At 56.1% G+C, this 26,209-nt stretch carries 26 protein-coding genes and 5 pseudogenes; 13 read left to right on the top strand and 18 right to left on the bottom strand.

The window, feature by feature from the left end:
- Positions 1 to 186: 186 nt before the first annotated feature.
- The 4 genes from BA011_RS22620 to BA011_RS22640 all read left to right on the top strand — a co-directional run bounded on the left by BA011_RS22620 (position 187) and on the right by BA011_RS22640 (position 6,244).
- Positions 187 to 1,983, top strand: a complete 1,797-nt coding sequence (locus BA011_RS22620) for a DUF262 domain-containing protein (protein ID WP_186806477.1) — start codon at positions 187 to 189, stop codon at positions 1,981 to 1,983.
- Positions 1,984 to 2,837: 854 nt separating this feature from the next.
- Complete coding sequence (locus tag BA011_RS22630; RefSeq protein ID WP_065282091.1) at positions 2,838 to 4,871, top strand: PHP domain-containing protein; 2,034 nt, start codon at positions 2,838 to 2,840, stop codon at positions 4,869 to 4,871.
- On the top strand, positions 4,852 to 5,148 hold the full coding sequence (locus tag BA011_RS22635; protein ID WP_065282634.1) for a hypothetical protein: 297 nt from the start codon (positions 4,852 to 4,854) through the stop codon (positions 5,146 to 5,148). Before BA011_RS22630 ends, BA011_RS22635 begins: the two co-directional genes overlap by 20 nt.
- 136 nt (positions 5,149 to 5,284) lie before the next feature.
- Positions 5,285 to 6,244, top strand: a complete 960-nt coding sequence (locus BA011_RS22640) for a hypothetical protein (protein ID WP_065282092.1) — start codon at positions 5,285 to 5,287, stop codon at positions 6,242 to 6,244.
- 178 nt (positions 6,245 to 6,422) lie between these two features.
- Here the strand turns inward: BA011_RS22640 and BA011_RS22645 are convergent, their stop codons facing one another.
- A complete protein-coding gene (locus tag BA011_RS22645) occupies positions 6,423 to 6,989 on the bottom strand; it encodes a recombinase family protein (RefSeq protein WP_065282093.1) in 567 nt (188 codons plus the stop codon).
- A 366-nt stretch (positions 6,990 to 7,355) separates the two neighbouring features.
- Here BA011_RS22645 and BA011_RS44390 point away from each other — a divergent pair, with 366 nt between their 5' ends.
- Positions 7,356 to 7,499, top strand: coding sequence for a hypothetical protein (locus BA011_RS44390; protein ID WP_186806478.1), 144 nt, complete (start codon positions 7,356 to 7,358; stop codon positions 7,497 to 7,499).
- A 21-nt stretch (positions 7,500 to 7,520) separates the two neighbouring features.
- Here the strand turns inward: BA011_RS44390 and BA011_RS22650 are convergent, their stop codons facing one another.
- From BA011_RS22650 to BA011_RS22660, 3 genes and pseudogenes are all read right to left on the bottom strand, one after another.
- Complete coding sequence (locus BA011_RS22650) at positions 7,521 to 7,736, bottom strand: hypothetical protein (protein WP_065282094.1); 216 nt, start codon at positions 7,734 to 7,736, stop codon at positions 7,521 to 7,523.
- Complete coding sequence (gene trxA, locus BA011_RS22655) at positions 7,737 to 8,057, bottom strand: thioredoxin (RefSeq protein ID WP_065282095.1); 321 nt, start codon at positions 8,055 to 8,057, stop codon at positions 7,737 to 7,739.
- Positions 8,058 to 8,127: 70 nt separating this feature from the next.
- A pseudogene (locus BA011_RS22660) lies at positions 8,128 to 8,766 on the bottom strand (PD-(D/E)XK nuclease family protein); the annotation flags it as partial.
- A gap of 174 nt (positions 8,767 to 8,940) precedes the next feature.
- Here BA011_RS22660 and BA011_RS45180 point away from each other — a divergent pair.
- The 6 genes and pseudogenes from BA011_RS45180 to BA011_RS46565 form a co-directional block, all read left to right on the top strand.
- Positions 8,941 to 9,213: pseudogene (locus BA011_RS45180) on the top strand (thiamine pyrophosphate-binding protein); the annotation flags it as partial.
- Between the two features lie 485 nt (positions 9,214 to 9,698).
- Positions 9,699 to 9,950 carry an acyl carrier protein gene (locus BA011_RS22670; RefSeq protein WP_065282098.1) on the top strand — a complete coding sequence of 84 codons (252 nt, stop codon included), beginning with the start codon at positions 9,699 to 9,701 and terminating at the stop codon, positions 9,948 to 9,950.
- Positions 9,950 to 10,252 (top strand): annotated as a pseudogene (locus BA011_RS44395) (acyl-CoA dehydrogenase family protein); the annotation flags it as partial. The gene BA011_RS22670 and the pseudogene BA011_RS44395, both read left to right, overlap by 1 nt.
- A pseudogene (locus BA011_RS44400) lies at positions 10,244 to 10,642 on the top strand (glycoside hydrolase family 2 protein); the annotation flags it as partial. The pseudogenes BA011_RS44395 and BA011_RS44400, both read left to right, overlap by 9 nt.
- Positions 10,643 to 11,061: 419 nt before the next feature.
- Positions 11,062 to 11,333, top strand: a pseudogene (locus BA011_RS41965) (ArdC-like ssDNA-binding domain-containing protein); the annotation flags it as partial.
- A 551-nt stretch (positions 11,334 to 11,884) separates the two neighbouring features.
- Positions 11,885 to 12,037 (top strand): reverse transcriptase N-terminal domain-containing protein, encoded by a 153-nt coding sequence (locus BA011_RS46565; RefSeq protein ID WP_196766967.1) that lies wholly within the window; start codon positions 11,885 to 11,887, stop codon positions 12,035 to 12,037.
- A gap of 147 nt (positions 12,038 to 12,184) precedes the next feature.
- Here BA011_RS46565 and BA011_RS22680 read toward each other — a convergent pair whose 3' ends face one another.
- From BA011_RS22680 to BA011_RS45185, 3 genes are all read right to left on the bottom strand, one after another.
- Positions 12,185 to 13,042 carry a hypothetical protein gene (locus BA011_RS22680; protein ID WP_237352513.1) on the bottom strand — a complete coding sequence of 286 codons (858 nt, stop codon included), beginning with the start codon at positions 13,040 to 13,042 and terminating at the stop codon, positions 12,185 to 12,187.
- Between the two features lie 89 nt (positions 13,043 to 13,131).
- On the bottom strand, positions 13,132 to 13,902 hold the full coding sequence (locus BA011_RS22685) for a hypothetical protein (RefSeq protein WP_065282100.1): 771 nt from the start codon (positions 13,900 to 13,902) through the stop codon (positions 13,132 to 13,134).
- Positions 13,903 to 14,249: 347 nt separating this feature from the next.
- A complete protein-coding gene (locus BA011_RS45185) occupies positions 14,250 to 15,422 on the bottom strand; it encodes a hypothetical protein (RefSeq protein ID WP_237352515.1) in 1,173 nt (390 codons plus the stop codon).
- A 323-nt stretch (positions 15,423 to 15,745) separates the two neighbouring features.
- Between BA011_RS45185 and BA011_RS22695 the strand changes: the two genes are divergently transcribed.
- The gene (locus BA011_RS22695) at positions 15,746 to 16,879 is read left to right on the top strand and encodes an omptin family outer membrane protease (protein ID WP_237352516.1); all 1,134 of its coding nucleotides are present in this window, start codon (positions 15,746 to 15,748) and stop codon (positions 16,877 to 16,879) included.
- Here the strand turns inward: BA011_RS22695 and BA011_RS41975 are convergent.
- From BA011_RS41975 to BA011_RS22705, 3 genes are all read right to left on the bottom strand, one after another.
- Positions 16,837 to 17,139 carry a hypothetical protein gene (locus tag BA011_RS41975; protein WP_151343514.1) on the bottom strand — a complete coding sequence of 101 codons (303 nt, stop codon included), beginning with the start codon at positions 17,137 to 17,139 and terminating at the stop codon, positions 16,837 to 16,839. The genes BA011_RS22695 and BA011_RS41975 overlap by 43 nt on opposite strands.
- 389 nt (positions 17,140 to 17,528) lie before the next feature.
- Positions 17,529 to 18,587 carry a hypothetical protein gene (locus tag BA011_RS22700; RefSeq protein WP_065282102.1) on the bottom strand — a complete coding sequence of 353 codons (1,059 nt, stop codon included), beginning with the start codon at positions 18,585 to 18,587 and terminating at the stop codon, positions 17,529 to 17,531.
- The gene (locus BA011_RS22705; protein ID WP_065282103.1) at positions 18,574 to 18,924 is read right to left on the bottom strand and encodes a hypothetical protein; all 351 of its coding nucleotides are present in this window, start codon (positions 18,922 to 18,924) and stop codon (positions 18,574 to 18,576) included. The genes BA011_RS22700 and BA011_RS22705 overlap by 14 nt, the downstream gene beginning before the upstream one ends.
- A 108-nt stretch (positions 18,925 to 19,032) precedes the next feature.
- Between BA011_RS22705 and BA011_RS22710 the strand changes: the two genes are divergently transcribed.
- Positions 19,033 to 19,299: a helix-turn-helix domain-containing protein gene (locus BA011_RS22710; RefSeq protein ID WP_065282104.1), complete on the top strand. Its 267-nt coding sequence runs from the start codon at positions 19,033 to 19,035 to the stop codon at positions 19,297 to 19,299.
- A 5-nt stretch (positions 19,300 to 19,304) separates the two neighbouring features.
- Here BA011_RS22710 and BA011_RS22715 read toward each other — a convergent pair whose 3' ends face one another.
- The 8 genes from BA011_RS22715 to BA011_RS22750 all read right to left on the bottom strand — a co-directional run bounded on the left by BA011_RS22715 (position 19,305) and on the right by BA011_RS22750 (position 25,929).
- On the bottom strand, positions 19,305 to 19,661 hold the full coding sequence (locus BA011_RS22715) for a DUF3768 domain-containing protein (RefSeq protein ID WP_065282636.1): 357 nt from the start codon (positions 19,659 to 19,661) through the stop codon (positions 19,305 to 19,307).
- Between the two features lie 24 nt (positions 19,662 to 19,685).
- On the bottom strand, positions 19,686 to 20,261 hold the full coding sequence (locus BA011_RS22720) for a hypothetical protein (protein ID WP_065282105.1): 576 nt from the start codon (positions 20,259 to 20,261) through the stop codon (positions 19,686 to 19,688).
- Positions 20,262 to 20,572: 311 nt separating this feature from the next.
- On the bottom strand, positions 20,573 to 21,253 hold the full coding sequence (locus BA011_RS22725) for a hypothetical protein (RefSeq protein WP_065282106.1): 681 nt from the start codon (positions 21,251 to 21,253) through the stop codon (positions 20,573 to 20,575).
- Positions 21,254 to 21,947: 694 nt separating this feature from the next.
- A complete protein-coding gene (gene tnpC, locus BA011_RS22730) occupies positions 21,948 to 23,603 on the bottom strand; it encodes an IS66 family transposase (protein ID WP_065280338.1) in 1,656 nt (551 codons plus the stop codon).
- Between the two features lie 63 nt (positions 23,604 to 23,666).
- Positions 23,667 to 24,020: an IS66 family insertion sequence element accessory protein TnpB gene (gene tnpB, locus BA011_RS22735; protein ID WP_065280339.1), complete on the bottom strand. Its 354-nt coding sequence runs from the start codon at positions 24,018 to 24,020 to the stop codon at positions 23,667 to 23,669.
- Positions 24,017 to 24,463 carry an IS66-like element accessory protein TnpA gene (gene tnpA / locus BA011_RS22740; protein ID WP_065280340.1) on the bottom strand — a complete coding sequence of 149 codons (447 nt, stop codon included), beginning with the start codon at positions 24,461 to 24,463 and terminating at the stop codon, positions 24,017 to 24,019. The genes tnpB and tnpA overlap by 4 nt, the downstream gene beginning before the upstream one ends.
- 42 nt (positions 24,464 to 24,505) lie before the next feature.
- Positions 24,506 to 25,144: a hypothetical protein gene (locus BA011_RS44405; RefSeq protein ID WP_065282107.1), complete on the bottom strand. Its 639-nt coding sequence runs from the start codon at positions 25,142 to 25,144 to the stop codon at positions 24,506 to 24,508.
- A 116-nt stretch (positions 25,145 to 25,260) separates the two neighbouring features.
- The gene (locus BA011_RS22750; RefSeq protein WP_065282108.1) at positions 25,261 to 25,929 is read right to left on the bottom strand and encodes a hypothetical protein; all 669 of its coding nucleotides are present in this window, start codon (positions 25,927 to 25,929) and stop codon (positions 25,261 to 25,263) included.
- Between the last annotated feature and the right edge of the window lie 280 nt (positions 25,930 to 26,209).

Consider the following 26,209-nt stretch of genomic DNA (forward strand, 5'->3'; position numbering starts at 1 on the left):
CAATAGATATGCCAGTGCAATTTTATCGGGCATTCTGGTGTTTTGCGCTGGCAAATAGCGGAATCGCTGCTTAAAGTTTCTGACTTAGTCCCCACCAGTTTGGGCGATCTTCTTTTACCTTTTCTTTCTATGAGGGCTCACTTGGCGACGTCGTTTCAAACTAATCCAGTATCCCTTAGAGATCTCATGCGTGAATGCTACGAGGGCAAGCTGCAATTGCCTGATTTTCAGCGCGGATGGGTTTGGGATCAGGACCGAATAATTGATCTGCTTGCCTCGATCTCCGAGGGGTTTCCCGTGGGCGCTCTAATGACACTGGATGCGTCCGGGGAGGTGTCATTCGCAGTGCGCCCAGTCGAGGGTGCGCCCGCACCGGTCAAGCCTCTTGAGGCGTACCTATTGGATGGCCAGCAGCGAATGACCTCGCTCTATCAGTCGACCTTCTCACAGATGCCGGTGGCCACGCAGACGGCCAAAAAGCAACCGACAAAGGTGCACTTCTATTTCGATATCCAGGCCGCGCTTGATCCCAACGTAGCGCGTTCCGAGGCCGTGATTGCTGTGCCGGAAGACCGGGTCATCCGCGAGAATTTCGGCCGCGACGTGAAGCTCGATCTGTCATGCGAAGAGTATGAATTCGATGCTCTTCATTTTCCGATTGATCGGATCTTCGACGAAAACCGATGGCAGATTTCGGCGGCGCAGTGGATGGCGAGGGATCCCATCGCTCGGCAAGAGAAATGGGAGATGATCAATCGCTTCGCGCAGGAGGTCGTAAACAACTTCACATCCTACCATGTTCCCGTCATCAAATTAGGAAAGGACACGTCGCGTGCAGCCGTGTGCCTGGTCTTCGAGAAGGTCAACACGGGCGGCAAGCCGCTGGACGCATTTGAGCTGGTCACGGCCATGTATGCGTCAGAGGAATTTCATCTGCGGGACGATTGGAAGGCGCGCCGTGAACGATTGATCGCACAGAAGGTTCTAGCGAAGATCGAGCCGGTCGAATTCCTACAGGCCATTTCGCTACTTCACACCAAGGAGCGCCGGAACGAGGCAGTTGCCAAGGGGGCGGAACCGCCGGCGATCAGCGCTACCCGCAACAGCCTCCTACAGGTGCCGCTGGATGCTTATAAGAAGTTGGCCGGTAAGGTCGAGGCGGGCTATGTCGCAGCGGCCAAGTTCCTTCACTCACTGAAGATCTTTAACTCACGCGACCTGCCGTATCAGACGCAACTCGTTCCGCTGGCCGCCATCCTGGCTGAGCTTGGCTCGACTTGGGAAAATGACGCTGTTCGCCAGAAACTGGCCAAATGGTACTGGTGCGGGGTCTTTGGGGAGTTGTACGGCTCAGCGGTTGAAAGCCGCTTCGCGCTCGACATTCGAGACTTTGCGCCTTGGATCAACGGAGGAGCCGAACCGCAGACCGTGCAGCGTGCAAGCTTCGAAGAAAAGCGCCTTCGCACACTTCGCTCACGCCTTTCTGCCGCATACAAGGGCGTCCATGCCCTGCTGATGAAGTCCGGGGCAGAGGATTTCAAATCTGGCCAGCCCTACGTCCAGACAGTCTTCTTCGACGAGAACGTCGATATTCATCACATTTTTCCGGAAGCTTGGTGCAAGAGCGAGAAAATTGAACCGGCGATCTACAACAGCATCGTCAACAAGACCCCGCTGGCATCCGCCACCAACCGTATGCTGGGCGGTGTTGCGCCATCCGCATACCTAGGGCGGCTCCACAAGGGGAACGACAGCAATCCCCCGATTGCTGCTGACCGGTTGTCCGCCATTCTCAAAAGCCATGAGATCGACGAAGCATTGCTGACGTCCGACAATTTCACCGACTTCATGGATGATCGCCGCTCCAAACTGCTGGCCATGATCGAGGCTGCCATGGGCAAAGATGTCGTACGCGAGAACATTCTTCCTATGGGTAGAGAGGACGACTATTACGGGGAGGAGGAGCTAGAAGAAGCAGCCTGACGAGGGCCCAACATCAGGGCCCTTTGCGCCATTCAAATCTTCTCCGGTCTGCATTCCGCCCCCTTCTTTTCATTCAGCATGCCGGTTGCGGTTCCGCGTACCGTCATCTACCGAACAGGGCCGGCGTCAACTCGGCGCAGTACGCCTGTAGAGGGAAAATCCTGCGGGTAGCGGCGCGCTCCCCCAATCCATCGCGATGGCCGCGCTACGGCGGCCGCGCGTCAGAGCGACGTACAACTTCGCCCGGCTCTGGGGCTTCAAGTCGCTCGCGGGGTCGGAGAGCCAGCATCGCATCGGCTCGGTGGGCAGAATAACCACATGGTCGAAACCTCGGCCCTTCGACTCCCCAAAGTCATGGCGGGCGATCGACGATCTACGCCGGTGCTGGTGATCTTGTCGCGCAGCTGCATCGGCCGACCGTCGCCAAGTAGTGAGCGTAGTCGGCCATTTCGAGGATAAAGGCGCCAGAGCCAGCCTTTCCTGTGTGACACTGCCCACACTCACGGCCTTGCTGGCCGGGAAGGCCGGATACAATGACACCGCGCAAGTTACTGCGCTGCTGCGGTGGGAACGGCTTCGAGTCGTCTCGTCGATCTCGATAGGCACCTTCCTGGGAAGCTCATTTCGCAGGAAGCCAGCGATGCCACCATCAGCGTACTTCTGGTAGCGCCGCTCATGGTGGGTAAGGTAGGGGCCGCTTCCAGAACGACGGGTCTGGCTAGCCGCCACAGAATCGGATGAGAGCGGCATACTAACTCGCTTCAAAAGCACCTGAAAAAACTTAAAAAAAGTATTCGTGCATAAGTTGTTGCTCCCAGATAAGATAAAATCGTGCGGAATGAGGGGCTACAATTTTGAAAAAAATCGATTTGCACATCCATACCAAAACTAGCTCTCAAGATCGAGATTTTGTGTTTAGCGAACACAATATTAAGCGGTATGTGCGCGATGCTGAATTGGACTGCATTGCCATTACAAACCACAATCTCTTTGATAGAGAGCAATTTGAGAAAATCAGGTCAGTTCTGGATATCCTTGTTATTCCAGGGATAGAAGTTGATATCGAAAAATTTCACATCTTAGTCTTGGCCGACGGACGAGATTTGGATGGATTTTCTTCCCGATGCGATGAGGTGGCGCGAAAATGGCATACGACTGGATTGCCCCTTCGGCATGAAGAGTTTGAGTCGATTCTGGGCGACCTCCGTCAGTACATCCTTATTCCTCACTATCTGAAGGACCCGAAAATTAGTCCTGAAAGTTTGGAGAGGTTCGGAGGTCATATTCACTGTGGCGAAGTCAGTAGCCCTAAAAAATTCATGGCTTGCCACAAAGACCCTGAGATGCTCGTCCCAGTATTTTTCAGCGACTGCCGAATTAGCGACACCCTTTCCGACCTCCCTACCAAGCAAACATATGTTGATTGTGAGGAGCTAACGTTCGGCACTCTGCGACAAGTTCTAAAGGACAGAGATAAGGTGTCTTTGTCTACCATTGGCGGGAACAGATACTTCCAGATATTTCCCGACGGTCAGAAGCTTTCAACTGGACTGAATGTTGTTTTGGGCGATCGGTCGTCAGGAAAATCTTATACGCTGCAAAGGATATACGATTGGTTTGGAGCCGAGAACACTAGATATATACGACAGTTCGATCTTGTGGCCCGCAATGAAGTGGAAGACGAAAGGAAATTCAAGGATTTTCTAAGTGAAAAAACCAGCCTTTTTTCTCGGGAGTATCTGGCGGATTTGCAAGGAGCGGTTGGCCATATGCTTGAAATCGACCTCAAATCGGACATGGAATCCGTGGAACAATATGTGTCCACGTTACTAAATTATGCACGCGACACAAGTAGGCATGACGCGTTCTCGAAAGCTACGATTTATAATGAGGAACTATTTCAACAAAAAAATCTATCTGGCTTGGAGAATCTAATATCATCGACAAAAAGACTGGTCAGTAACGTTGAGTATAGATTAATAATTGATAAGCACATTCCACAGGCTGCACTAAAGGCGCTGTATGTCGAATTGATGATGACTTACTGCACCCAGAAAGAGAGTAACCTAAAAAAAGACTGGGTAAATACTGTCATTCAAGACATCAAGGCGAGGCTTCAGAGAAAGTCATCCGCGCCTAGTGTGACGGATGTTGACCTTCTGAGAGTCGCAACCAACAAAAGAGGGATAGCCAGATTCGAAGAGCTGGTGAAAGCGGCCCGCAAGGCCAAAATTCCGCTTCGGAAGAAAAAAGGCAGTTTTGAGATTGTTGCTCAGGTCGGCCCATTTATGAGGGTGAGCGAACTTAAAGACCTTTCCAGATCGCAGAAAGGCTTCAGTGCCGCCTTCGAGAAGTACGATAAGCCCTATGAATTCCTGCAGGAGCTCCGAAACATTGGATCTCCAGTTGAAGCTTCTGATTTCAGCAAATATCTGGTCAAGGTTGAATATAAGATTCTCAACAAGGATGGGCTCGTTGCTTCTGGGGGAGAAAGGTCGGAATTTTTCTTGCTAGATAAGATAGAAGGAGCAAGCTCCGCAGATGTCCTGCTCATAGATGAACCAGAATCGTCATTCGACAACCATTTCCTGAAGGCTGAAGTTAATGAAATTATAAAAGAAATGTCCAGAAAGATGCCCGTTGTCGTGGTCACCCACAATAACACCGTAGGAGTTTCGATCCGCCCAGATTACATCCTCTATACTCAGAAAGCAGTAGAGGGCACAGAGATCAAGTGGCGAATTTTCTCCGGGCCTCCAACGAGCAAGAAACTTGTCTCTGCAGATGGATTAGAACTGCAAACAAGGGACATACTTCTTGGAAACTTGGAGGCAGGAGTGAAAACTTACGAAGAGCGGAGTGCGACCTATGCAGATCTTAAAGATTGAAGACGGATCAGGCTATTTTTGGGTGGCGGCTTCGGGTGAGTGGCGCAAAATAGACGAAATTGACAAGGATGGACTGCTTTCACTGTTAGACCTATTTCTTGATGTCGACGCCCAAATGGATTCCCCTGATGAGCACAATCTACGCAACGAAGTGCATAAGATCATTTACGCACATATTTTCCAAAAGCTCTCGTCGCTTTCAGAAAGTAAATCTTCGTTTAAGGACGACAGCGAGAGACTATACTTCGAAGAAATTAAAAAATACGCGTCATCCTGATGCGCTGACTAAAAGGAAACTCCGTTGCAACTCTGTGGACGCAGTCTTCGCCGGTCCTTGTCGCGCAGATCGATGACCGAGCAGATGACCAAGAAGTCTCAGGCTGAGATCGCCCCATGAAACCAGATCGCTGCGAATGACGCTTTCTTCGAGCGCAGTTCACCAGATGAGCGTATCAGCCAACGTAGCGATTTCCCGTGCGCTGGCAAATGGGTCGCCCCTGATGAAGTCCTCGCCCCGAACCGAGCCCGGTCTCGTCGCCGCTGTCCATTTGGGGGCCATTCCCGATATAGCGGCGGCGTGGTCTCCATTGTTCACTCTTGCCGGGCTAAACCTGAAACTCACAGGCGTGTTTTGCCATCAGTCCCCGATGGCGATCTACTGTGATGTGCGAGGGAAGCGGCAACGCTCCGAACTCGCCGACTTTTTGGTAGTTATTGATTTACGGACGAGCCGCTGGACCGGAAGGCGGGCCGTCCTCATTCAAGCCAAAATGGCCGCTCAGGCTGGAACGGCGAATGTCAAGAAGGGATCTGGCTGGACGCAGTTGTCGCTCTACCAGAACTGGCCGCGGTTCGACTTCGAGCAAGCAGCGTATCGGCTGAAATCTGTCGATCTTACACTGGGAGTGGATTCAGACCACTCCGGAAGCTATGGCATAATCGACCGCCACTGGCACCGATCTCATGCTCCGCGATGGACTCAGCTTCCGGCCAATCCGACACCGAAAAAGACAATAGGCTATGCCGAGCTCGGGGACTTCCTTGCGCGGATGGTGGCAGGCCAGTCTGGATATGGTCGGGACGTCGACACATGCGTCAACCCCACTTGGACTGAAGTGGTAGACGCCCTAATGCGGGAGACTTTTTCCAAAACCTTCAGCCACTCGTCGACGCTAGGCAATATCGCAGCACCGAGATCCGTATCGGCCATGGCGTTGTTGGCGGCGCCCGCTGCGGGCTTTGTGGTGTCTGGGGGAACCGGCGGACCGCCAGACGGGCAGTTTTCAGGCATCGAAGACGGTCCGACCGGTATAACTACTCTTCTCATAGAAGTCGCGGCGGGCGAAATTCCTGATCGACCGGATTGGTTATAGGCCGAACCGACTCAGCGCGTCAGTCCCCGGAATCGCAGGCGGGGCACTCGTCGCCGATATCGTTAAGAGCATCGCGCACTGCTGCTTCTGCGCCGTCAGCGGACATACCGTCAAATGGGTTCGCCCGAGCTGAGGCAACGGCCTCCTCAAGTGCACCGATGTCGAGGTAAAGAACTTCTTATTTTTCAACAATTTCATGGTCAGAGGCGGCCAATATTCGATACACCTGCATTCGCGAGCAAGCAGCCCTTCTCGCGATTTCGGAAGCTCCAATTCCGTGATGATGAAGCGTGCGGATTAGCTCGTGGTTCAGGCGAGCCTTACCCCCATGGTACGCTCCAGCTTGTCTTGCGCGGGCAATACCTTCTCGCTGACGCTCTTTAATAAATCGACGCTCCATTTGTGCGACCATGCCGAGGACAGTGAGAATGACGTGCCCCATTTCACCGCGTGTCGACACATGCGGGTCGAGTATCGTCACGAATGCTCCTCGTTGCTCGCACTCGTGAACGATGTTGAGGACATCGCGGGTGTCGCGCCCAAGACGATCCAGCCGCGTGACCACCAACTCGTCACCTTCACGAAGGAACTCGATAATAGTTGCGAGTTCCGTTCGCCCCTCGCGGCTGGCGCCGGAAACCTTTTCTGCGCGGATGATCACGCAGCCCTCACTCTGCAGACGTTGCTGCTGTATTTCGAAATCCTGATCAGCCGTGCTGACCCGGGCATAACCGATTTTCGTCATATGTCACCTCGAACTTTAGGCCCGAGGCTACCTTGTCACAAATGGTCGATGTCAAGATCGATGTGACACTGACCGATGTAACCTCGCCCACGTCACAACCGGCTATACCCCCGCGTGACGCGGCCTTGGCTGCAACTGAAATTAATGTGCAACTGACATGTTGTCAGCAAGTGGAAGGAGCAGTCAGCATTTCACAAAAGTTACGAGAGACTTCGGCGCGTACTAGTGACCTCCGATCTTGTTGTCCCCACGCGTGGCCTCCCCAGCACGGGCAGAACTGTTGCAACGAAAACCGGTTGATGTACATCATCCGCAAAAGTAGGAACCGCCGATCGTAAGGGTTGTTTCCAAAGAAGGAACATTCATATGGAAGCAATTCTTGCATGGCAGCTCGCCATCGCCGCCAGCCTTGTGGCGTCGCGGATCTTGTCGTCGAAAGTAATAATCACGGTGGCGTTGCTCTGGACCGCCTGGACGTTTGTGGCGGTTTGGGTCAATGGGCTAAACTAGGAATAGAGGACGATGCATGACTCAATTAACTGTTGTCATCAGCAACTGTAACAGTGTTGACCGTGCGGAAATCAGCTTGCTGAAAGGCAGCCGCCGCGCATCTTGGTCGGCGGCTCTCTCTACCTCGTCGGCGATGTCCTTGCCGACAACGATACGCCCCCGAAATGAAGGCTGCAAAATGAAAAAAGCCCGGTCGAACCGGGCTTTTTCATTGTGATACAAATCGAGCGATATCAATCAGGCAGCGTTCGAAATCCAGTTCGAAAGAGCCGTCTTCGGCTTTGCGCCAACCGAGATATCTGCAACTTCGCCGCCCTTGAACATCGCAAGCGTCGGAATGGAGCGCACACCGAACTGTGCAGCGAGTTCCGGGTTCTCATCGATATTCAGCTTGGCGACCTTGACCTTGCCTTCCATCTCGACGGCGATTTTTTCGAGGCTCGGAGCAATCATCTTGCACGGGCCGCACCATTCAGCCCAGAAATCGACGACGACGGGTTCTGCTGATTCCAGAACTTCGGACTGGAAATTATTGATATCGACTTTCACGGTAGCCATGGGCTGCTCCTTTATCGGAATTGGGTAACCGCATGTGATGGTGCGGTGCCGAATTTTCAATGTCCGGTATTCACTTTGTCCTGCCCGCTGCAAGCGCCAAACCGAGCGCCTTTTCGCTGAGCGTGAAGAGCGAGGCGTTCTCGGTGTAGACAAGCATGCAATCAATACGCTTACCCGGATAGAGCGGCGCCAGGATCTCGCGATAGATCGCCAGCTGCGCCCGGTGCGCGAAGGGGATAGCCTCTTCGGTTACCGGCGGCACCCGATTGGTCTTGTAGTCAAGAATGACGACGCGATCGGCAAGGACGGCAAGCCGGTCGATACGGCCGGAGACGGCATAGCGCCGGTCTTCGAGCGTCAATGTTCCCATGATCGAGACCTCGGGCTGGGCCTGCGCGCCGAGAACGGCCTGCAGACCTTTCTCGTCCAATAGTTTCAGAACCGAATCGACAAGCTTGCGCCGTTCGCCTTCCGGCCACAACCGAGCCGCCCGTTCGGCATAGCGGCTTGCCGCATCAGGCCGTTCGCCAAGTGGAATTTCGGGAAGCGCCTGCAGCATGCGATGGATCAGCCTGCCCTTCTCCAGTGAACGATCGGTGCGCTCCTTCTTGCCGAACAGCGGCGAAATGACGAGTAGACTGCCCTCGTCTTCATCGATGATCGTGCCCACGCCGGACCGCGGAGCGGATCGCTGAGGTAATTGTCTCGCTGCGCCTTCACTAAGAGAAAAATTCAATGGCGGCGGCAAGGCCTGCTCCAATGCAGCCGGCACGTTTGTTGGCGGCAAATGATTATTGACTGTTGACGGGTTGAACAAATGCATCTAGATCGTCGTGACCGAATTATCCCATCAAAGATGGGTAAACCCGTCAGGAGATAATACATGCCCCAGTCCGTGGATGCACGCCTCAACGAGGCTGACCTTCTTGTCTCGGCACTCGAGAACGAGGGAGTCGAGTACATCTTCGGCGTCCCCGCCGAGGAAAACGTTGACGTAGTCGAGTCGCTGCGCAACTCGAAGATCAAGCTCGTGCTGACCCGCCACGAGCGGGCTGCGACCTTCATGGCCGCCACCTACGGCCAGCTCACCTGCCAGCGGGGCGTCTGCATCGCCCCGAGCATGTATGCAGCGATACGCTATGATGACGGTCAGGCCAGCATGCGCTCTGTAATCCGATCGACCCATTTTAATGGTCTTGACTTCGAGCCGGTTCTTTTAAGCTTGGTGAGTTCGAGAAGAAGGTTCGCCGCGCTTCAGAAGCAAGAACTTGAGGTACCCAGATGCTAGCGCCCGGCGTCTTCCTGTCACGATGGGGACATCTGCACTCTCCCAAAAGAAGGGTACTTTCACAATGGCGCGTACCCGCAGAAGCCATTTCAAAAGACGAGATCACCAGCGTCTATTGTCCAACCGATGGAACGTTCGCCGCGATGACCTTTCAATATCAAAACAACTCGACCTGATACTTGGAAGGACGCGCTAATTCCTGGAGCACGAAGCTGAATAAAACACTGCGGTGAACAAAACATGACCTCTAGTTTAAATGGCGGCTCTGCAGCCCCGTCGATCAAAGTGCAGGACTGGCTGCGCGGCGACCCGCTTTCCAACTTCCAGCTCGATGAGAATCATGGAGTGATGAGATGAAACAGACAATCCGCGACCTCGTCGCCAAATTCGGCAAGCTTCCTGTGTCGATCGACCAAGTTGCCGACGATGCCGATCTTTATGCGGCAGGTCTGACGTCCTTTGCCTCGGTGCAGCTGATGCTTGGCATCGAAGAGGCCTTCGACATCGACTTTCCCGACAATCTCCTGAACCGCAAATCCTTCGCGAGCATCTCGGCCATCGCCAGGACCGTCGATCTCATCCGGGACAGCGGGGAGGTCGCGTGATGAATTTTCCCGTCAAGATCATGCAGGACGCTCTTGTCACAAGGGTAGCCCGGGTCGCCGAAATCGCGGCGAAACACGCGGATACCGTTGATGCGGAGGCCCGCTTCCCTCGGGAAGCCGTCGACGCGATGAAGGCCGAAAGGCTGCTCGGCATCCAGGTGCCGCGCCATTTCGGCGGCGAATCCGCCTCGATCACCGAGATCGCCGAATTGTGCTCGCTGCTCGGCCAGGCCTGCGCCGCGAGCGCCATGGTCTTCGCCATGCACCATATCAAGCTGTCGAGCCTCGTTGAACACGGCGCCTTCTTCGATACGACCTATGCCTTTCGTTTCGGGCCGCCGGCGCATGATGCAACTGTGGCGCGCCTGCGCTCGCTGGCGGACGGCGCCATTCTCGCCGAGAGCTTCCACTTCCCCTGCGGACGGGGGAAGGCGCTGCATGATGCAGGGATCGAAGCATCATTCGGCAGAGACGACGGCGACTGGTTCGTTGACCTCAGGACCGACCGGCTGGCGCAATCGGTGCATATCGATGTCGAAGGCTATCGGGCCGACGACGACTGGTTCCACCTTGCCCCCGGCGCGATGCGGCGCGTGAAGCTCCACGCGCTGTCCGGCGTGGAAAGCGATATTCCGCCTGCGGGCGAGATCAGAAGTCTAGGCAGTTCGCATCGCGTCGCAATCGAGGGCTGACGCCGCTGCGAAGGATGATGCCGATCCATTGGGAAAGACCGTGATTTGAGAACGATATACCGCCTTCTGCGCGCCCATGTTCTGCAGCGGCTGATCCCGCGCTCGCGTCTTGCCTTCAATCCGCGCCAGCCGGTGGAGATCGGGCCGGTTCCTTTGGGACCGGCTCTTTGCCATGTCAGGGGAAGGGAAGGAAAAGAAGGACAAGGACCCTGCCCGCCACGCCGACCCCGTCCCGGTCGGCGGTCCTGCAGGAGCCGGCGGTCAGCCGCAACGGCTTTGCCGTCCTCACTCCATTCTGGCCGTTCCGGTGTGGCGAGCCATTCTGGCCGTTCCGGTGTGGCGAGCGCCTGATCGCTCCTGCCTTCGGACCTCCGCGACGGGGTCGCGATGGCGCGGCCCCCAAAACGGAGGATAGTGACATGAGCAGGAAATCCGAAGGCGAACGCGCCGACATCTATGCGCGGATCACGGATAGGATCGTTGCAGATCTCGGGAAGGGCGTAAAACCCTGGATGAAGCCATGGCACGCGGCTAACACCAATGGCCGGATTACCCGGCCCCCACGCCACAACGGTCAGCCCTATTCGGGCATGAACATTCTCTTGTTATGGTCGGAGGGAATGGCGCGTGCTTCACGTCACCCATGTGGATGACGTTCAAGCAGGCGGTGCGACGTGAAAGTCGCATGAAAGGAGTGACCCATGGGTCCATGAGTAGTGTTCAACTCTGTCGCCGCTTTCCCCATGCGGTGCTGGTAACGGCGCGGTGTGAAGCGGGAATGAAAGCCCAAGATGGAAATGCAGCCAACGCATTTTATCGGGCGAGGCGAAGGTCGGAAGGGCGAACGCGAGTGAATTCTCATTGAAACGCGTCGTGAGGAAGTAAGGCCGTAACCGTTGGTTGATACGGCCGAGCTGAGCAAATGCGAACCGGGGTGCGCTTGGCCCCACCGCGAACACCGCGCCCCGGCGTACAGAGAGCGCCCGACCCGACCGCAGCTCCTTCATGTGGAACACGGAAACCCCGATGGGAACTGGTGATTTCGTCAGTAGGCGGACCGCAAGGGAAGCCGAATGCCCAGCGGGAACAGGAAGACCCAAGATGCGAATGCCGGCAGATCGAAAGATCGGGGAAATCCATAACCCGCCGGATAGGGCGATGCCCGAGCCGAAAGGCTGCTGACGTGGGTCTGGTGAACCGCCCAAAGACGTTGTGATGATTGTTAACCGAGGGAAAAGTTAGGTGCGGAAATCCTCTGCAAACGGAACCAAGGGACAGACCGATTGGAATGCCATCAACTGGCGGCAGGTCAATCGACGCGTTCGCAATCTGAGACAGCGTACCTTCCGGGCGTCCCGTGAGACCTCGCCAAGGTCCGTTCTCTACAGAAACTGATGCTCAGGAGTTACTCGAACACGCTGAAAGGCAGCCTTGAAAAGACGGCCGCCAAGACCAGGAAGGCGGCTTAACGGCCTGCCATCCGAGATTCAGCGCGCCGGAAGCTGTCCGATTTCCTCGCGCTCCGGTGCGGCGATCACTCTGTCAGGGTGCCTCCTGGTCTTGCGCCGAAGGCTGGTTGCAACACGTGCCGAAAACATTCTTTGCGCGCTCGGTGGCTGCGGCTCTTTCTGCACTGCTCAATTCGTTGTATGGCTCCGTTTCGAAAGAGAATTTGCCGGAATCGAATGCCTCCCCTTTGGATTGTTGGGCGACCATGGACCACATGGCCGATGTAGTCATGTCTTTTTGCCCGTAGGCGCTGACGCCGGTCAACAAGGCGGCAAGCTGGGCGCCTCTCAGATTTCCCTGTTCGGTCAGATGCACCGCTTCGTTCAGCCAATCCTTGTAAACGGCGGGATCAACGTCGAAGGCCTTGTTGGCCAGCTTGGCTTCGGCCCGGGCGGCATCTGCGGCGCGGAAATCCTCCAACAAGACAATGCCCTTGGCATTGACATCCCCCGCGGCCGCGGCTTCGCGCAGCAAATCGCCGGAATTCCGGATGTCTTCCGCGGTGACACCGCTGCACTGCACCTCCATCGTGCGAATCTTGAAAGCGGTGGCGGCGACAAGATCTTCGAAGCTCCTGTCGCTGCTTTCTTCCAGTTTTGCGGCGTCGGCCAGATCCTGGTCGTGATTGCTCCTAGATTCGAAATAGTTGGCGCATACCCGCGCCAGCATAGCTGCGCCGTAGGCGGGATGCCCCCCGTAATCCTTGGCCTGCAATGCATATTGCGCCGGGTTCAACAGATCGAATCGAACGGGAGCTTGAGGGTCGGCAGGCAACACCTCGGCCGTTGGTGCAATTTCATCCGACTGGAAAATACAGTAAATGCAATAGACCGCCAAAGCTGTAAGCGATACGAGAAGGACGCGCAGCAATTTCTTTTTGCCTGTTGACATTGAGTAGTAGATCCTCATTTTCCATGGGGTTTGACGCCAGCCCACTGCTTTCAACGGGCCCGCCGAAGATTCGAACGGGCAAATTCAATTCAAGATTTCACGTCGTAACCCAGTTCCTTGACGTTGGCGGACATCGTCTTGCCGTCATTGTTGAAGGCAAGTAGCGCCTGCTCAGCCTCGGCTTGCGCAATGGCCCTGCGACGATCGAGGTCGGCGCAGAGTGTGGACTGCGTGGCGGCCTTGCAGCCGTTTCTGCGGTATTGCCTCATCAGATTCGCCGCCTTGTTCAAGGCGAGCGCGGTATCGCGGTAATTCTTCTCGATGCCCAGAAATGCGTTATTTACTTTTGTCTTGTCGTCGACGATTTCTTTGTAGTTCGGCACATTGTTTCTTTGCGCGTTGTCGATGGCTCTTTGCGCAGCAGGAATTTCGGAATCGATCTTGCTAAGAATTGCCTGCGTCGCCCATCCGCAGGCGCTGGCGGCGGCGATCACGGTCCCGGCCTTGACGATTGCCTTGATGTGCGTCGCAGCTCCGGGCCTGGTGGCCGGCTTCCACGCGGCTACAAAGCCGGCGGCGGTAGAGCCGCAAAGATTGGTGAACAGAGCCCGGGTAAAGGCGCCATTGCTGTCTCCGGTTGCCACGGTAATGACCACATTGGTCAGGCCAATCGCGCTCCAGCCAGCCCAGCCGCGCCAATCGAAATATTCCTTGATCAGATTCGCGGTGGTCCAAAAACCGCTCAGGATCTGGCCATGGTCCGGCGTGACAGCATGCGCCGACCCTGCCAGCAAGCTGCCCGACAACAGGCAGGCACAGGCGATTTTTGAGAACTTCCTCGGTGTTTTTTGCTTACTCATGTTTTTATGTTGCGCTTGATTTTTGAGACGATGAATTAACCCGAAAAATTCGTGGTGGGTTGGCGGAAGTAGTCCAAGCCATTGAAATGACGTAGGAGTTTGTTGCTAAAGCCGATCCGAATCATTTCCCGGAGACCACACCCGCCATGAATGATTGCGGACCGTCATGTCCTCGATCATCCGGCGGCGAAGAGGGCTTATCTCGGCCATCTGGATCTCCTGTCTGAAGGGTGGGTTTGCAACACCCTCATCCTCTCAGCCAGGAGGCTCTTCTCAAAGCCCACCGCAATTGCCGCGGTAGCAGCTTCGTTCAATCCCAAGTGAGTCGCACTCTGCGCTCGCCGGTGTTAGTGCCCAATTGCATGGCGGGCAATTGACCAGATGAAATCCGTCTGCATGGCAACGGCAGCCTGGTCGAGCTTGCCGGGATTGGTCCAGAACCAATTCGGATCCGGCGCGCCATTAGGGCTGCAGGAACCGGATGGATTGGGGCAGAGCGCCGGGATCGGCGGATCGACGAATCCTGCTGGCGTCGTCATTATACCCCTTGCGTTGACGGCGGCACGCGCATGGCAGGTGATGCAGGACGAAGTGTCGGCGAATCCGGCCTCCGTTACCGAATTGCCAAGATGCGTCGGCAAGCCGGTCGCCGAGACGAAGTTGGTCTGGCTGCCCTTCAGGCAGTAATGTTCCCACACGGGTGGAAGGCCTGCAGATCTCATCATGGCTTTCAGTGCGTCGTTCTTTGCGCAGTCGCTGTAGGTCTGATCAAGGGCGTCATTCGCGTCCACGTCGGCGACAACCGCACCATAGGCATCATGGCATCCGGTATAATCGCAACGGCCTGGATTGTTCTGGTGCTCGAACGTCGTCCAGGTCCAGTTTGGCAGCACCTTACTGCTAATATGCATGGCGATTAGCGCGTATTTCTTCCCGTCAGGTGCCTCACTGACATAATAATCGGCGCTATCGACCTCATCGGCGGGTACCCAATCTGCCTTGACTTCCATGGCGCCGACAGGAGCTGAGATCGGCCGGCCGGCATTATAGAAGGATCGCAGACCGGCCTTGGTAAAGAGCTGGTTGCAAACGATGTAATCGAAAGTCGCCTGGTTGCGGCGAACTTCTTCGCTCCCGTCGGGCGACCCATGCGGGACGAGGCCCATCGGAGCCAACTGCTGGAGGGCTGGAAGACTCAGTATTTTTGGGCTGGCCACGGGAGTGGGGATTTCCGCCGCTGCAGCGACCGCACCCGACTGTCCACAGGACGGGTCACCCTTGGCGCCCGGGAAAATTGGGTGCGGGGTGAATGTATCTTCGTTCGAAGCCCATGTTTCGAACAAAACCTTGCCGGGCGTCGCCGCGACGGGAGCAGCGACATAAGCGAGGAAACGCCAGGACGCCTCGTCCGGCCTGTTGATTGCCAGGTTGGCATCGACCGACTGGGCGAAGCCGTCGAGGGCTATGGACGCCAACGTAAAAGCGGCACCCGTTGCAAATAATCTGGAAATCCAGTGCATCTTGTCCTCCAAGCAGGTTCATCAGTCTCCGAGCTTTTTCGGAGGTGATTTTGTATTTTCGTTGCCTATTCGGGGCATCCCGCCGTGGCGCTGAATGCGTTCCGACGTCGTCTCGATTTGATAGCGCGGATACTCCGAATGTGGCATGTATGGCGTCGTGATGGCTTAGTACATGAAGGACGCTTCTAATCCGTCACGGACTAAAACGCAATGCCCTGTGTCAGTCAACAAGCACTTTGCTGCGCCAACAAACTCGCTCAGGGGAAGAATGTTGCCGAGCTCCCCAGTCCCGCAATTTGATCACCTCCAGCAAAGGACAACGGATGGCCCGCGAATACTTCCATTCCCTGACTGGGTCGACGCACCCAGCCTTGCAACGGCACGGCGACACCGATCCATCAACACCAGTGGCTTGTGCAGCGGACAACTCTGGCACCACACAAAGCCGACCTGAGCCGACAAAGCTCAGGCCCAAGACGGAGGCGCCAGACGAAACACGCAGTCAGTTGATGAAGCGCGTCATTACCGGATTCGCAGTCACTTCCTGTTTACTGGTGGCCGCCACCCCATCATTGGCCGCCGCAAACAATGCTTCGTATTCCTCCGACGACGGCAATTTCTTCTTTTTCGCCGGACTCGGCCTCGCCAACATCAAGGCCCACGCATTTGTCTATGACGGCGACCACAAGAACAGCCAGCTGAACTGGGAAAGCAAGGGGATGACCCTTTTCACTGTTGGTGTGGACGCGCAGATTGACAACGACTGGAGCTTGAAGGGCAGCGTCAAAGTCGGCACCGGCGGCACCGGTCACATGGTTGACTACGACTGGGCGAGCCCCGGGCACGATGACTGGAGCCACCGCTCAATCCATCCCCTTACCGAACTCGATCACTATGTCGCCGGAGCGATCCAGTTGGACCGGATCATCTACGGCAACGAGACCAGCAGTATGGCGGTCGGCGCCGGTGTCCAATATACCGACCTCAAGTGGACCGCCTATGGCGGGTCCGGCATCTATACGGAGGAAAGGTTCCGGGATACACCTGTGGCATGGCCAGACTGGGAAAAGAGCATCAGTTACCGGCAACAGATTCCGATTGGCTTCGTCAGCCTGAGCGGCGAACACGTCCTCGGCGATCTTACCATCAGCGGCGGCCTTCAGACCGGCTTGAGTTTCGGCATCAAGTATACCGACGACCATTGGCTGAGGGGTCTCCGGTTTCATGGTGACATTGACCCAGCGCCGACAATCGGCGCAACTTTTGACCTTAACTACGCGGTGACGCCAGCTGCTTCGATCTATCTGTCCGGTTCGTTCGAGCAGGTTTTTCGCAGCCACGGGGACATGCAAATAGACGACACCTCGAAGGGCACATCCTCCGCCTGGGAAAAGGATGCGGTCGGGGCAAACTTTCAGTCGATGTCGATCTCCTTGGGGCTAAAGGCCACGTTTTGACGTGGCAGCGTGACTATTTTCAACAGAAGACTATCGCCGCGCACCAGTCTGACTGTTCCGGGACACAAAGCAGGAACAATGCCGTGGTGGGGATTTTCGGCATTCAATCTCTGTAGATTGCCATCGAGGGCGACAGCTTTGATTTCGCTGTCCAGCCCGGGTCGACCGCTTTCGTGCAAATTGATCGTGGATCGAGCCGGGCGATGGTAAGTCGCAAGCCTTTCGATATGACCGTCGAGAGGACAGGCGATGCTCGACAAAATGCCTCAGGCTTGTTGTCGGGGTGACACATAGCGCCAATATAAGGAAGGGAGCGCAGAACGACCCAACATACTTGTCGGTCTCGTAGACTCATAACGATCTGATCCAAATTCTTACCGATGCCAATTTGATGGCCGATACAATTCCTGCACCGCGGGCCGTTCAGTTACGCTGAGCGGCCTGCTCCGGGCTAGGGCTTTACGGGCGCCGACGCCCGACGCCTTTGGAAAGCAATTCCTCGAAACCGGAGGGAAAGTGAATGTTCCGCACGCGTGGGACGCACGAAAGCCGTCTCGCTCCTAATGCCTTCGCTCGTCGGGCGGCGGCGCTGACGCCGGCTTTATTTCGTGATCATAGGCAGCTCAATCAGATGAGCGGAGGCTGCCCCTCACTTGTTGAAGCATGCCTTAAATTTGGACACTGCCTCGGCCGCGCCTCTCAAATCGACAAGAACCCGTTCGCCGCTTCCGCCCGTTACAGCCATTTCCTTACCCTCTGAAGCTTGATCCAGCAATTCCATCGGCAATTGGCCAAATTCATGCCAACCGAAATAATCACTCTCACCCCCGTCTGAGACGTAGGCCGGCTTGTCATCGACGTGCCATGTCGCTCTGGTTTCACCGCTGAACAAGCTGCTGACGAAACCGATGAGATCCTTGCCGGACGAGCCCATAAAGCCCACCATCACAATTCCATTATGGGTTTGGACAAAGCAGGTGTGGCCCCAATCCTCATCACGAGCATAGAACTCCCAATCCGAGGGGGCAGCCAGAGACTGAGAGCTGGCGGAAGATTGAGCCGGAGGCTGGCCCGCTGGTGAGGCAGCACCAAAAGGCGAGGTGCTTTGCTGGCTGCTGTCGTCCTGTTCGGCTTTGGACTGCATGCCTCTCAGGTCGAGGCCACAACGTTTGAACGCGTCATTCATTTCGAAAGCTTGGAACCGGTCCAGCGCTGGGACGGTCCATAGCGGTTCGTTGCCACTGAATTTGATGGTTAGCGGCTGAGGTTGCCGCGCTGCCAACACGGAATCAAGCATCGAGCCGATTACAACATTATATAGAAGAACAGGCACAGTGGGCACGCCCGAATAGAGTTCTTGCCCGGTGATCGCCTTCATTGGGACCTCGACCATTCCCATCACGGTGTCGGCGGCGACTGTCGTTGTTTGATTGTCTGGAAGTTGCCAACTTTCCTTCCTAACACGAAGAGCTATGGCCACCTCATCGCCGGCTCCAATCATCTTTTCGATGGAGATTGACCTTGCCTCCCACAGCGACGTTCGAAAAGCGCAATAGGGGCGTTCGTTTTGCGTGTCAGGCAAATGCAAAACGACCTCCCAAGGCTTGCCCCTATAGTAGCTCGTCTCGCTCGCTGCCGCGGCGCCTGTCACGGCAAGGAAAGCCGATAGGCCGATGGCAAAAGGCTTTAGGTGATCAAACAGACGCATCGAGCTTCTTCCGCTTTGACGAACGCCACGTGAAAAAGCTCATCACGGCCAGCACCAAGGCGATGAAGCCCCAGATCGTAACGTCGGAGAAGCTGCCCGACGTTGATGCAATGAAGGCAAACGCAGCGGCCAGAGCGAACATGATCGCGCCAACGAGCGGCAGCGCGAACGAGAACGCCCCTGCGATGAAGAACAGCAAGCCAACAAGCATACCTATGGCGCCGGCACCTCCGGTGGCCTTGTCCTGCAGCAGGCCGCTGCCCGCCGTCACCGCGCATGATTGCATCAGCACGAGCAGACCCAAGAAGATGCCAATAATTCCGACTGCTATTTTCATGATTTCCCTCTCGATAGATTCACGACGCAACAGCTCGTGACGTAGTTGCAGTAATATGGGACTGTCAGTCCGTCGATTGTCAAGCCGTGAATATGGCTTTGTTGCCCCATGGACGCGCGACAAACCATCGGCTGGAACTTGCGACGCTTGCGGGTAGCCAAGGGGCTTTCGCAGGAGCGGCTGGCATTGGCCGCCGAAATTGACCGCTCTTACGTCGGCCGCGTCGAGCGCGGCGCAGAAAACGTCACCGTTTCGACGCTTGAGGCTCTGGCGGGAGTGCTCCAAGTGCACGTTTCGGCATTGCTTCAGCATGTAGATGACGCCGCTGCAAAACCTGCTCCGTTGAGGTCTGGACGAAAGCCAAAGACTGGTTGACCGCATCAGTATTCGTCCGCCCGCATGATCGTCAGCACGCGACGCGTGACATGCGGATTGGCGGGGTCTGGTGACCCCATGTCGTAATCCAGGTCGTAATAATCGATCTTCCAGAAATAGCTCACCCCATCCTGTTCGATCGCCCCGAAGTCGTGTTCGTTGTACGGATCATTGCCGGCGTTGAAGTCGTCAAAGCCAACGACGGTCATCAGCAGGACCAATCGTTGGTCATGTGGCAGAGCGCTCACCCGTGGGGTGATGACAACCCTACCAGCGGTCGGATTGCGCCTGAAGGCGTCGTTGAGGGTTCGGATGGTGGCCGCCTTGTCGACGGCCTCCTCTTGATGATTTGCTGAAGTCATGGCGAGGCTCCGCATCGCCCCGCCTCACAGCTTCATGCTTGGATGCAGCAGGGCCACGTCTTCGAGCTTGCGGTTGAACGGCGGCAGGTCGAGGTAATGCCGCCACTGAAGCCGAAGAACGCTGTCGGGCTTCAGCTCGATGACGGTCGCTTCAAACCATCCCTCGAGCGGATCGTCGGTGGCGAGTACCAAACTGCCGACGAGGATATTCGACCAGTCGTCCGGCACATTGCTCGGCGTTGCAGCGTGCCCCTGTTGTGAAACTTCAGCAGGTGCCGCTCGAACCGTTTCCGCCTTTGCACGGTCGGCCTCAGGCAAGTGGGCGGCAAGCTGCTTGTATAGGTCCTGCTTGACGAACGGCACGAAGGCCTTGCCACTGTCGAAGAGCTTTCCCCTAGGCAGCTTCGGCAGCAGCGATCGCACGGCGTCGTTGTCCGCAGAGAGCGCAAGCATTCCCATTAGACTGGCGGCGCGTGAGGCCGGCTGAGCATCGGTGGCGGGAAAGAACGAGGCGTGGGCTTTGCCATTGTCGTCACGGCCGAGGACGATGACGGGGTGGGGCAGTCTGATACCGTTTGCGGCGGTTGTAGTCGAGGGCATATTGATCTCCTAAATGAAAGAGGGGCCCGAAGGCCCCCGATGCGTCGGCAAACCTGTGTTGCAGGTCGCGACTGCCTTGCTTTGTATCAGCGCAACTACAGATTGTCAAATTACGGTTGTTGCAACGCGATTTTGAGCTCGTCTTAGTTGCGGTCGGTGGCCGGTCGCCGGTTGCTCAGTCCGAGAGGTCGAAACACAGGGGATCGCGTAATCTCTTGGGGCGGGGCTGGAGACTCCGAATAACGCTAGCACGCAAAAGAGCGCCGAATGGCGCTCTACCGATGCTTAGTTGACAGCTTCATCGCTCGTCATCATGGCTGTAGATCGAGTTGTGAGAAATAGTCAATTTCCCATAGATCTCCTCTCGCATCTTCGTCAAATACCAACTCTGTTCCATTGTTGGACAAGCCTCGGGATAGAATCCGGCTCCTCAGCGTATGATTTCCATAGTTGAAGGCCATTCGGGCAAGACGCTTTTTGCTTGAAATCACTGTCGGTCGCTCGGGCGTGTCCAACCTTCGCTTCGTGTATCCGAACAGCAGACCCTGCTCAGGAAGAAATCTACTCGCTTCTGCTGAAAGCAAGGGGACAGGCTCCACCTCCTGCGGACCAAGGTCATTGCCGGCAACATGGTATAGCTCTTTACCGAAGTGAGCATGCAGGCTCTCGAACATATCGTAGTCCGTCTCTTCGTTACCACCGGTTAGAGCGAACTCCACGACAACAACTTTCTCACACGCGCTCGCAGGCGAGGTATCTTCGACCAATCCAATCTGGGCAATGCAGCCATATTTCATACTGCCGCGGTTGTCCTGCCGCAGAAATGAGCGGACATAGCCGTCAAGGATCGCGGCGACACCGGAATTAATTTTGTCTATCGGAATGGCCGCAAGTTCAGTTGACGCGTAAGAAAAAGACCGCAGCGCGAAAGCGCTTTTCTGCCAACGCTGCCTGCGAAGGTCCGGCGCTTGTTTGATGCTGTGTAAAAGCATAGTTAGCTTCGAAGCACAAATGGGGCACCGACCCTGCCCGCAAGGCAAACTGTCTTCACATCGCAAGAGAGAAAGCAGGCTGGGCGACAACGGCAAGTTAAGCTCTGCAGCCCCATCGAAGAGGGCATCACGGACGCCGGCGGCGCCAGTAGGAGTCATCATAGTTCACCTTTAGGAATTGAGTAGCAGGTTAGGCAGCAACATGTGATTGGCCCACATGCAAAGCGCGGAAATCTTTTGCCGCGATGAGCCTCCCGCGAGTTTTTCGTGGATGTGATCAAGTAGGCTATCACGCGAATAGAAGGGTTCTGCGGCGTAAAGCCCTCGTTGCCGTGTCCCTTTCAAGCGAGTCTCGCGACGCCCTCAGCAGAGCTCGACGTAAGCCCATTCCAGTTCCGCCAGCGAAAGTTAGTTGCTTCAAGGTACGGCTACCCATCGCACTCATGGCGCGAACGAGGTTAGTCGACCTGATCGGTCTCTTGCGGTTACTCCACCTGCCGGTCGGTTGCTTGATGAACTCACCGGTTCTTGGATCAACTACGGTGCGCATCTTAGGGTAGGCGGTGTATTCTTTGAGAAGGGATTTCGACATGTAGCGTATGCGGCGTCTCCACCCCATTGATTTTGCGGTTGTAGCGGTCAGGTCTATCGCTTGCGGATTTTCTGTGAGCTCATCGAAGAGTCCCGGACGAGCTCACTGTGAGGCGCTGGTCCGGCAGTGCGCATAGGCCCACGGCATGAGTGCGTCGATATCTTTGGCGAGATGACCGTTGGCGAGGCTGATGAAGAGATCTCGCAGGTAGGCGTAGGGTTCGACACCATTCATTTTGCAGCTTCCGATCAGGCTGGCAAAGCGGGCCCAATTTCGGCCACCCTCGTCATGCCCGGCAAACAGCGCGTTGCGGCGGTTCATGGCCGGGCTGCGGATCGCGTTTTCGACCAGGTTTGAATCGATGTCGACGCAGCCGTCATCGAGGAAGAGCCGGAAGCCATCCTGGCGTTTGAGCATATAGGCCATAGCCTGACCGAGGTCGGACTTGCGCGAGACGCGCGCGGCTTGAGCGGACAGCCAGGTGAAGAACTCATCCACCAATGGGCGGGACAGGTGTTGGCGGACAGCCCGGCGATATTCGGGATCACGGCCTCGGATGCCGTCTTCAATCTTGTAAAGAGCGGCGATACGTAACAACGCCTCATCGACGATGGGCGAACCTTTCTTCGGCTTGGCCTTGATCAGTTTTCTGCGGCCATGCGCCCAGCAGAAGGCCAGCTTTAGCGGATCACCGCCCGTGCGGTCCAGCGTGGCGAGGTGCGAGTAGCCACCATAGGCATCGACCTGGATCGTGCCGTTGAAGCCGTCGAGGATTTCTGCGGCATATTCGCCTTTACGCCCAGGCCGGTAGTGGAAGACCACGCCCGTCGGCGCAGAGCCGTTCCAACCGCGATCATCGCGCAAAACAGCCCAGAGATAGCCAGTTTTCGTCGTGCCGCGGCCCGGATCCAACACCGGGGCCGTAGTCTCATCGACATAAAGTCTTGAACTGCCCTGATTCAGGATCATGGCCATGCGGTCTACCACCGGCGCGATCGCAGCACCCGTTCGGCCCATCCAATCGGCCAGGACCGTACGGTCGATCGGCACTCCGTGTCGGGCCATGACTGTCGCCTGACGGTTGAGCGGCATATGTTCGGAATGCTTGGACACGGCGATCTGCGCCAACAGGGCTTCGGTCGGCCAGCTACCTTCCAGCAAATGCGCCGGCGCTCTGGCCTGTACCACGCCCGTGCGGCCCTTGGGACAAGCGTATTTCGGGCGGATCGTGACTATCACCTGATAGCAAGCCGGAATTTGATCGAGCCGTTCCGTCCGATCTTCGCCGATCCGCACCATGTTGCCGCAGCCACAGGGGCAAGCAATGCTGTCGGGCTCGATCACCCGCTCGACCCGCGGCAGGTGCTCAGGCAGCGCGCGCGTCTTGCGCTGTTTGCGAGGGGCGTCCTTGCCGACATCGGGTCCGCTCGCCGCGATCTTTTCCTCAACGAAGGCGATCTGGGCCTGTGTTTCGGCAATCGCCGTCTCCAGGTCCTCCAGCGCCAGTTCCATCTGCGTCGGATCCAGCTTTTCCGATTTCGGCCCGAACTTCGTACGCCGGTAGTCCTGAACCTGGCCCTCAAGCTTCTCGATCAGTTCCTTTAGCTCGGTGATGAAGGCGTCCTTTTCGGCCACCGCCGCCTGCTCATGCTGACGTGCTGCACGCTCCACCGACAGCTCGAACTGCACCGCCGCAAAGGCGTTCAACACCTCGACGGGAAGGTCCGGGAACTGGCTGAGATCGATGGGCTGCGACATGCAGCTTTATAGCAAATCAAGCAGAAAAGCCCAATAAAACAATGCCAAAATCGAGCCGGTGAGTCATCCTGCCGCAGTTGGCGGTGTCACCCGCTGCGCCATCACCCGCCGCCAATCGAGCCCTTCGAACAACGCTTCGTATTGAGCCCGTGACAGCCGCATCGTTCCATCTTGCACCTTCGGCCATGCAAAGCTTCCCTGTTCCAGGATTTTGTAGGTCAGCACCATTCCGGTGCCATCCCATACCAGGATTTTCAAACGATCCCCGCGCTTCGACCGGAAGACCACGGTGACCCCGGAATGCGGATCAAGCTTCAACTCGGTCTGCACCATCAATGCCAGCGCCTGATGGCCACAGCGGAAGTCCACCGGCCGCGTCGCGATCAGGATCGGTAAGCGTTGGCCCGCGACGATCATGCTGTCCCTCGCATCGCCCGCACCAAGGCCGCAACCCGATCAACCGGCACATCGCCGGGAACCCTCACCACGAGGTCTGCGCCTATTTCTACTGTCATAATCCCTGAAGTGATCTCGACCAGCTCCGGAACCGGCGATGCATCGGCAGCCTCCTTCGGTTCCGTTGCGATCGCCAGCGGCACAAAGGCAGGTTCGATAGACCCGTCCTCAATGGCTGGCATCAGTTCGGCAGGCAGCGCCAGAAGACCCTGACGTGCTTGTCGTCGCCAGCAAGAAAGCTGATGCGCAACGAGATCATGACGACGCGCAACGTCAGCGACCCTAACTCCAGGCTGAAGGCTCTCCGCAACAATCCGCGCCTTCACAGCATTGGGCCATCGCCGGTTTCCACGACGAGGCTCGACAATTTCACAGCGCCCAATAAATCCCTCACCATCTGCCATGCCAAATCTCCAGCTCTTGCCGAAAACCTTGTGGCAGATACCTCAATGCTCAGAAACACACGGAATCAATGGGATGTAGGCGGCGCATACCATGTAGCGCACGTAAGACGAAATCGATTCCCTCGCGATCATCTGAAAATGAGCGGCCCGCTTCCCCGGAACAAATGCGTGATGTTCGCGATTGAAATGTCGCCGCCGATCAGAAAGCTCCTTGTGAGACACTGACCATACGAGTGCGTGGGAATGCCAGGATACGAACGGTTGATGATCACCTGCTATGAACGGTATCCGGTAGTAGTAGGCGGCTTCAATCAGGCCAATGTAGTCAAGGTCTCTAAAGAATTGGCCAGCTACTTCCTTGCAAGCCGCCACGTTAAAGGCTGCCGCCTTAGATATCGGAACCGCGTGTTTCCTCACGATAAGAGTAACGAAGAATACTTCATCGATAGCCTTCTCGAGGATGAAAGCTCTGAGTTTGGTGCAAAACAGATCTGCGAACCGGGTCCTAGCAGCTGAGTTTATCGCTTTAAGCGACGATGACGATGAGAGGCTGACGTTTTTCCTGATCGATTGAGTGACGAGGCGCCTTCCACGCCTAGTTAAGGAAAAGGCGAGTAGGCGGTCATTAAGGTGCCGGTGCTGGGCATCGAATTCTATCTTCGATATGCGAAGAGGTTTCATGTTGATAACTCCCTGCCGATAGGCAAGGCTCCGCCACCATGGCAAAAGCCAAGCCTATCTGTCGTGATTGTGGTGGGTTTATTTTCGGTGGGCTGAATACTGTATTACAAGTACAGCTACTTTATCTTTGGTTGCTTCAGCTTTCCGATTGTGACTTTGGCAACTCCACCTTCAAGAGGATAGACTGTTATCCACGCCCTGAAGTGGGCTGCCTTGTTCACGCCGTAGACAGTCCGCATAATTTCTGGAGTGGAGTTGACCACTATGGATCGTGCCGAGTTTTGCCGCATTTTTTCGACGCCTCCTGCCTCGATTATGCGGCTAGGAATCTCATCAGCGGGTACTTTCTCCGTGAAGAGTGGGTGAAGGGCCCTGTAGTATCTGTGAACGGTGCTGTCGGCTTTTTTTCCCTCAAAACCAACCGCTAGCCGCAGAACCGCCCTCAGTGGATCGGTGCGCTTCGGCTTTACCTTGGGATGATCAATCCACTCTTGCGCAGCGCAGAGCGCGTGCCATTCATCGTCGTCTCGTTCGACAATAAGGCCTGCACCATAGACGACTGCAAGCTTGATTGAGAGTGCCCGATCAGTGTTGTGCAACAGATCGCTGATGCCCTGTTTCTGACCGCGCAGGGCAGCAACGACACCTTGGCTATTAAGCTGTTCAAGAGCTTGAGCCATTGCCATCCGAGTCCCGATTGGTGACGAGGCCTCATCCTCGTTGTGAGCGTCGACCTTATTCCTCTCGACACGCTTTTGCTTAATCCAGTGCTTCTTGTGAGCCATCTTAAGCCTCCCCACGATCGATTTTTGCGATAAGGGCTTGGATGTCCTCGGCGCGCCATACCGTTACCCTTGCCGATATTTTACGGGGGGAGGGAAACCTGCCACTCTTCACGCCGGCCCAGAACCCAGATCTGCTGATCGGTAACGGCCCACTAGGGCGCAGGATCTGCTTGAGACGAACGTAGCCGTTCGTGGGAAACGTCTCGTTGATAGGACCAAGTTGGCTTGTTGTTTCCGAAGTTGTTTGTGTCACCTTTGTCTCCGTGGTGTTGTTGAACAC

Source organism: Rhizobium leguminosarum, assembly GCF_001679785.1.
GTDB classification, from domain to species: domain Bacteria; phylum Pseudomonadota; class Alphaproteobacteria; order Rhizobiales; family Rhizobiaceae; genus Rhizobium; species Rhizobium leguminosarum_R.

Bases quoted from the DNA above. Each gene is read 5' to 3' on its own strand.
- BA011_RS22710 (WP_065282104.1), top strand. From the start codon at position 19,033: ATGGACGCGCGACAAACCATCGGCTGGAACTTGCGACGCTTGCGGGTA.
- BA011_RS22725 (WP_065282106.1), bottom strand. From the start codon at position 21,253: ATGCTTTTACACAGCATCAAACAAGCGCCGGACCTTCGCAGGCAGCGT.
- BA011_RS22705 (WP_065282103.1), bottom strand. From the start codon at position 18,924: ATGAAAATAGCAGTCGGAATTATTGGCATCTTCTTGGGTCTGCTCGTG.
- BA011_RS22700 (WP_065282102.1), bottom strand. From the start codon at position 18,587: ATGCGTCTGTTTGATCACCTAAAGCCTTTTGCCATCGGCCTATCGGCT.
- BA011_RS44405 (WP_065282107.1), bottom strand. From the start codon at position 25,144: ATGAAACCTCTTCGCATATCGAAGATAGAATTCGATGCCCAGCACCGG.
- tnpB (WP_065280339.1), bottom strand. From the start codon at position 24,020: ATGATCGTCGCGGGCCAACGCTTACCGATCCTGATCGCGACGCGGCCG.
- BA011_RS22750 (WP_065282108.1), bottom strand. From the start codon at position 25,929: ATGGCTCACAAGAAGCACTGGATTAAGCAAAAGCGTGTCGAGAGGAAT.
- BA011_RS22670 (WP_065282098.1), top strand. From the start codon at position 9,699: ATGAAACAGACAATCCGCGACCTCGTCGCCAAATTCGGCAAGCTTCCT.
- trxA (WP_065282095.1), bottom strand. From the start codon at position 8,057: ATGGCTACCGTGAAAGTCGATATCAATAATTTCCAGTCCGAAGTTCTG.
- BA011_RS22680 (WP_237352513.1), bottom strand. From the start codon at position 13,042: ATGTCAACAGGCAAAAAGAAATTGCTGCGCGTCCTTCTCGTATCGCTT.
- BA011_RS22620 (WP_186806477.1), top strand. From the start codon at position 187: ATGCGTGAATGCTACGAGGGCAAGCTGCAATTGCCTGATTTTCAGCGC.
- BA011_RS22645 (WP_065282093.1), bottom strand. From the start codon at position 6,989: ATGACGAAAATCGGTTATGCCCGGGTCAGCACGGCTGATCAGGATTTC.
- tnpA (WP_065280340.1), bottom strand. From the start codon at position 24,463: ATGGCAGATGGTGAGGGATTTATTGGGCGCTGTGAAATTGTCGAGCCT.
- BA011_RS22685 (WP_065282100.1), bottom strand. From the start codon at position 13,902: ATGAGTAAGCAAAAAACACCGAGGAAGTTCTCAAAAATCGCCTGTGCC.
- BA011_RS22635 (WP_065282634.1), top strand. From the start codon at position 4,852: ATGCAGATCTTAAAGATTGAAGACGGATCAGGCTATTTTTGGGTGGCG.
- BA011_RS22720 (WP_065282105.1), bottom strand. From the start codon at position 20,261: ATGCCCTCGACTACAACCGCCGCAAACGGTATCAGACTGCCCCACCCC.
- BA011_RS45185 (WP_237352515.1), bottom strand. From the start codon at position 15,422: ATGCACTGGATTTCCAGATTATTTGCAACGGGTGCCGCTTTTACGTTG.
- BA011_RS22695 (WP_237352516.1), top strand. From the start codon at position 15,746: ATGGCCCGCGAATACTTCCATTCCCTGACTGGGTCGACGCACCCAGCC.
- tnpC (WP_065280338.1), bottom strand. From the start codon at position 23,603: ATGTCGCAGCCCATCGATCTCAGCCAGTTCCCGGACCTTCCCGTCGAG.
- BA011_RS22715 (WP_065282636.1), bottom strand. From the start codon at position 19,661: ATGACTTCAGCAAATCATCAAGAGGAGGCCGTCGACAAGGCGGCCACC.
- BA011_RS22640 (WP_065282092.1), top strand. From the start codon at position 5,285: ATGACGCTTTCTTCGAGCGCAGTTCACCAGATGAGCGTATCAGCCAAC.
- BA011_RS44390 (WP_186806478.1), top strand. From the start codon at position 7,356: ATGGAAGCAATTCTTGCATGGCAGCTCGCCATCGCCGCCAGCCTTGTG.